The sequence below is a fragment of the Actinomycetota bacterium genome (assembly GCA_036280995.1).
In the GTDB taxonomy this organism is placed as follows: Bacteria; Actinomycetota; CALGFH01; order CALGFH01; family CALGFH01; genus CALGFH01.
In genome coordinates, this window is record DASUPQ010000691.1 from 1 (window position 1) to 4833 (window position 4833).

General features: G+C 70.3%; 2 protein-coding genes and 1 tRNA gene. 1 reads left to right on the top strand and 2 read right to left on the bottom strand.

The genetic code is table 11. From position 1 onward, the window contains the following. Positions 1-170: 170 nt before the first annotated feature. The gene (locus VF468_23405; GenBank protein HEX5881237.1) at positions 171-731 is read left to right on the top strand and encodes a hypothetical protein; all 561 of its coding nucleotides are present in this window, start codon (positions 171-173) and stop codon (positions 729-731) included. A gap of 333 nt (positions 732-1064) precedes the next feature. On the opposite strand, the gene VF468_23410 is transcribed toward VF468_23405, so the two are convergent. Both VF468_23410 and VF468_23415 read right to left on the bottom strand, forming a co-directional pair. After that, positions 1065-1137 (bottom strand) — tRNA-Arg (locus VF468_23410). Positions 1138-2758: 1621 nt separating this feature from the next. Then, complete coding sequence (locus tag VF468_23415) at positions 2759-4636, bottom strand: hypothetical protein (protein HEX5881238.1); 1878 nt, start codon at positions 4634-4636, stop codon at positions 2759-2761. Between the last annotated feature and the right edge of the window lie 197 nt (positions 4637-4833).

Below are 4833 nucleotides of genomic sequence, written 5' to 3' on the forward strand. Positions count from 1 at the left end.
GTCAGTAGCGCCGATACGGAGATGGCATCATGCCGTTCAAGACACAACCAGATCTGACCAATCGGATCGCGACTGCACTTGGAGACCTGGCGCGTGGCGCGTTTGGCCGTCCGCTCCATCCGCCATCACCTGATCCCGAAATCTGCACTGCTGCTTATCGGGACGCAATCGTGGACGCCTTCAACAAGACGGACAGCCTCATCACCGAGATCAAGCTGCTGGGTGGCGAATGCTTGAAGCTCGGGACTTGCCTAGACGGGTGGACCAGTGAGGACAAGATCTACATCACGTGCGCGAACTGCAAATCCCCAGGTTGGGCATCCGCGACCGTGTCTCCGCCGACGATGCAGCTGTGCCTTTCGAAGTTTGCGGAAGAGAATCTGGTCCTGAACCAGGGGACCGTCGACGGACTGGTATTCCTTCAACTCATTTACATGTGTGGTGGGAGGGGGCTCGACGCCTACGGGCTTCTCTACTACTTCTTCTATTCACATGTCGACCCCATCTCGGGGCAGCGCGTATTTACTTCGCCAAACTCGGTAGTGAAAGGCTTGATGTGCGCGGGCAGCACACTTAACCCGACCACTGGGTACAGGTTTGGCACGTTCACGGTTTGGCAGCCGATGTATGGAACGTTCTATCCGAAGCAGATCAGTGGTGGGGTAGCAGGGCCAAAGACCCCATCCCTTACAGGTTCGTCGAACTCGGGATGGGCGCACATGTGCCCCTAGACCCAGAAGCCCAAGACACGGAAGCGGTTCCCGAGGTCAGATCCGTTGGTTCTCCTGATTTCAGGGGTCCTGCTCACCCTGAACAATCACACGGTCCAACTCGTCCTCAGTCAACGTACCGGAAGGCCAGGAGAATCGTGGCCGAGTCGCGTGGGCTCGCCCTGGACGCTTCTGGCGGCACGACCTTCTGACCGAACGTGGGCGCGCAGACAAAGACACAGCGATTCCTGGACCCTTGGGTCGAGGTCAAAAGACTAGTCTCACCTCGCAAGCTCCCCAGCCAGCTCGCTTGCCGTCCAGGGTCGCGGGCGCTTACTTTCCCCAAGCCACATGTGCCCCCGGGAGGATTCGAACCTCCGACACCCGGTTTAGGAAACCGGTGCTCTATCCCCTGAGCTACGGGGGCTCCACGGAAAGTGTAGCGAGACGGCCGGAGCGCGAACGTCGCGGGCCTCATAGACTCGGGCGACATGGATGTCCCCGCGCCGGATCGCCAGCGTGCGGCCGGGATCGCCACCACCGCCGTCCTCATCACCGGCGTGCTCGTGGGGCTGGTGGCCTCCACGCCCGGTTCGCCGTTCACACCGCCCCTGTTCCCGGAGGCTCGAGGGCCGGGGATCCTCGAGGATGCGGCCGGGCTGCTCGGACTCGACTCACTCTCCCGTGATGGCCTGGCGGTGCTCGGAGCGGTCGCGCTCTTCGCGGCCGCCGGAGCGTTCCTTTTCGCCCTCGGGGCGGCATGGCGGGGACATCTCAGCGTGCGTCGGGTGGTCGTGGTCGGGATCCTGTTGCACCTCCTGGCGATGGTGATCCCGCTGTTCCTGTCGCGCGACGTCTACAGCTATGCGATCTACGGCCGGATGGTCTCGGAGCACGGGGCGAACCCGTACACGGTCATCCCCGCCGCCTTCGTCGACGACCCCGTGTACCCGCTGGTCTCCGTCGACTGGATCGACTCCCGGTCGGTGTACGGGCCGGCCTTCACCGCGATCTCGGCAGGTGTGACCAGCCTCACCTCATCGCCGGCGAGCACCGTGTTCGCGTTCAAGGCCCTGGCCGCGATCGCCGGGGTGCTGACGATGCTGCTGACCGCGGCCGCCGCTCGGCGAGCCGCGCCTGGGCGAACGGCCTTTGCCGCTGCGCTGATCGGGTGGAACCCGGTGATCGTGTTCCACGGGGTGGCCGGCGGCCACAACGATGCCCTGGTCGGTCTGGCGGTTGCGGCGGCCGTGCTCCTGGTGCTCCTCCGCCGGGAGCTGCTGGCCACCGTGGCGCTCACCGCCGGGGCCCTGGTGAAGATCTCCGCGGCCGTGCCGCTGTTCGTCGCCGCGGCTGGGTTCGCGTTCCGCCGACGTGAGGGAGAGCGGGCCCGCGAATTCCTGAAGCACGTGGGGGTCGGCGTCCTGGTCGCTGTGCCTTTCGTGCTCCCGTTCATGCAGGCGGAGGACCCCACGCTGGGAACGCTCGAGCTCACCAGCCGGCAGGGATGGCTGGCGCCGTCGCGGTTCGTGCTGGTCACGCTCCGAGGCCTGGCCAACGCGGTCGGGGGCGAGGTCGCCGGCGACATCGTCTCCGTGATCGTCCGGCTGGCCTTCCCGCTCGCGTTCGTGTGGGTCATGGTCGTGCTCCTCCGTCACCTGGCCAAGAGTCGGGAGCGGCTCGACACAGTGGTGGTCATCGGGGCGATGGGGTGGGCCAGCCTGACCTCGCTGCTGGTCTCCCCGGTCCTGCTGCCCTGGTACGTCGCCTGGCTGATCCCCATGGCGTGGATCTTGCCGCGGCCGGCCCGCGGTGGAGCGGTTCTGATCTCGGTCGCCCTGACCATCACCGAGCTCGTGGCCGAGCCGAGCCGGGCACCTCGCGTGTGGGAGGCCATGGTCTTCGGCCTGCACTGGGTAGCCACCCCGATCATCCTGCTGGTGCTGATCCGGCTCCTCCTCGAGCTCCGCCGCCGCACGGCGATGCCCCCGGCGGATGGGTTCGACGACCCGCTCCTGTTCGACGAGTCGCCTCCGCCGGGCGAAGGTTCAGGCGGCGGCGAGCCGGCCCTGGTGGCCGCGCCGGCCGGCCCGGGCGGCGGCCACGTAGCCGGCCACGCCGAGCAGGACGACGATCGCCATCGAGCCGGTGCCACCGGGTCGCAACCCTCCCCGATCGGCGACGAAGGTGCCCAGGATCGCCGAGGCGATCCCGAGTGACGGCGCCGTGCCGAGCACGGCGGCCGGGCCGCAGCCCGGCAGGGCCCACCGGGCCCATCCGCCCCCGAGCGCGAGCAGAAGCAAGACGGCGGCAGCCGACCAGCCGATCAGGGCCCACGGGCCCACGCCCTCGGGCTGCGGGCCGAACGTGGCCGGCGAGGCCTCGCCGGCCAGGACCACCACGCCCGGGGCCACCTCGTCCCCGAGCTGTCGGGCCTCGGCGAAGCCCTCGGCGTTGAACCGCTCCAGGACGAGCACGGTGGCGGAGTCGAGGACCGGCCGGGCCTCGCGGAGGTAGAAGGCCGACGCGGCGTCGTGCTCGTGGTCGCCGGTCAGCGTGGGCCGGCCGGCCAGCAGGTCCTGGGGCGCGCCCACGGCGAGCCGCACGTCGTCGATCCGCTCTGCCGGGATCCCCATGCGGATCACGTTGCCGGCCCGGGTCACGTGGTACGCGGCGGCGCCTTCGCGGGTGTCCACCAGGAACACCAACGGCGTGCCGGGCGGAGCCGAGTCCACGGTTCGGCCGGCCGCGGCCACCTCGGCCAGCTCGTCCGCGCTGACGGCCGGCGACTGACGCAACCAGCCGGCCATCGAGGCGGCCACGAACGCGGCGGCGGCCAGCAGGGCGGCCACGGCGGCCACGCCTCCTCGCGGGATCAACGCGGCCAGGCCGAGCGCGGCGACCAGCGGCAGGAAGAACGCGAACTGGAGCAAGCGGTTCGGCGGTCCCCAGCCGGTGACGGCCAGCAGCACGATGCCGAGCGCGGTCAGCGCTCCCCACGTTCCGCACACCGCCATGAGGTACCGCCGCTCCGGCGCCGCCGGCGCCCGGTCCTCCACGCCGGCCACCCCGAGGCCCACCCCCGCGGCCACCGGGACGGCGGCCCGCCCCAGGTCTCCCAGGAACCGCTCCCGGTATCGGTCGAGCAGCAGGGAACGGAGCTCCGCCCGGCGGAAGAACCCGTCCTGTGAGGTGTCGCCGGGGAGGGACGCGTCGGGGAGCCACGCGGCCCCGAGGAGCCACCCACCGAGGCTCCCAACCGTGGCCACGGCCATCCGTGCCGCCGCGGTCTCGACGAGCGGTGTCCCACTCCTGCTCTCGCGAGCCGCAGCCGGCAGATGGAGGATGATCACCCCGACCAGGATCGCCAGCCCGATCAGCACGAACACCTGGTGTGCCAGGCCCGCCGCCGCCAGGAGGGCCGCCGTGCCGAGCACCGCTCGCCAGGATCGCTGCACCACGGCCAGTGCGGCCAGTGCGGCCAGGAACAGCGCAACCATGGTCACGTTCGCCAGCCAGCCGCCGGCCAGGTAGGCGGTGAAGGCCCCCGTGAGGATGATGGCCCCCGCGACCGCCCAGCGGCCGGTTCCGGCCGTCGTCGCCATCAACCCCGCGGCGGCGAGCCCGCAGATCGTGGCCAGCACCGGGCCGAGGATCGTCACGGCCCCGGCTGCGTCGGCCCCGAGGACCCCACCGAGCGTGAGCGTCAGCGCGGGAACTCCCGGTCCGCCGCCGGGTCCCACTCGGAGCCCGCCGTCGGCGGCCCACGCGGCGAGCCAGGAGTAGACGGGGCCGTCGGGCCCGACCGGGAATCGATACCCGGAGAGGAGGGGGTGGACGAGGTACAGGGCGAGCACGATCGCCGCGGAGGTTCCGAGGAGCACGCCGGCCCGCAGCCACCCGTCGCCCCCTCCGCCACGAGCCACGACCGAACCGTACAGGTCCCGGTGCTAGCATGCGGCCTCGTGCTCGACGAGGCCGTGGTCCGCGACGTCCTCCGGACGGCCCTCCGGTCGGGCGGCCGGTTCGCCGAGGTGTTCGCCGAGGAACGCCGGTCGACCTCGATCCGGCTCGACGATCGTCGGATCGAAGAGCTGACCGAGGGAACCGACCGGGGCGCCGG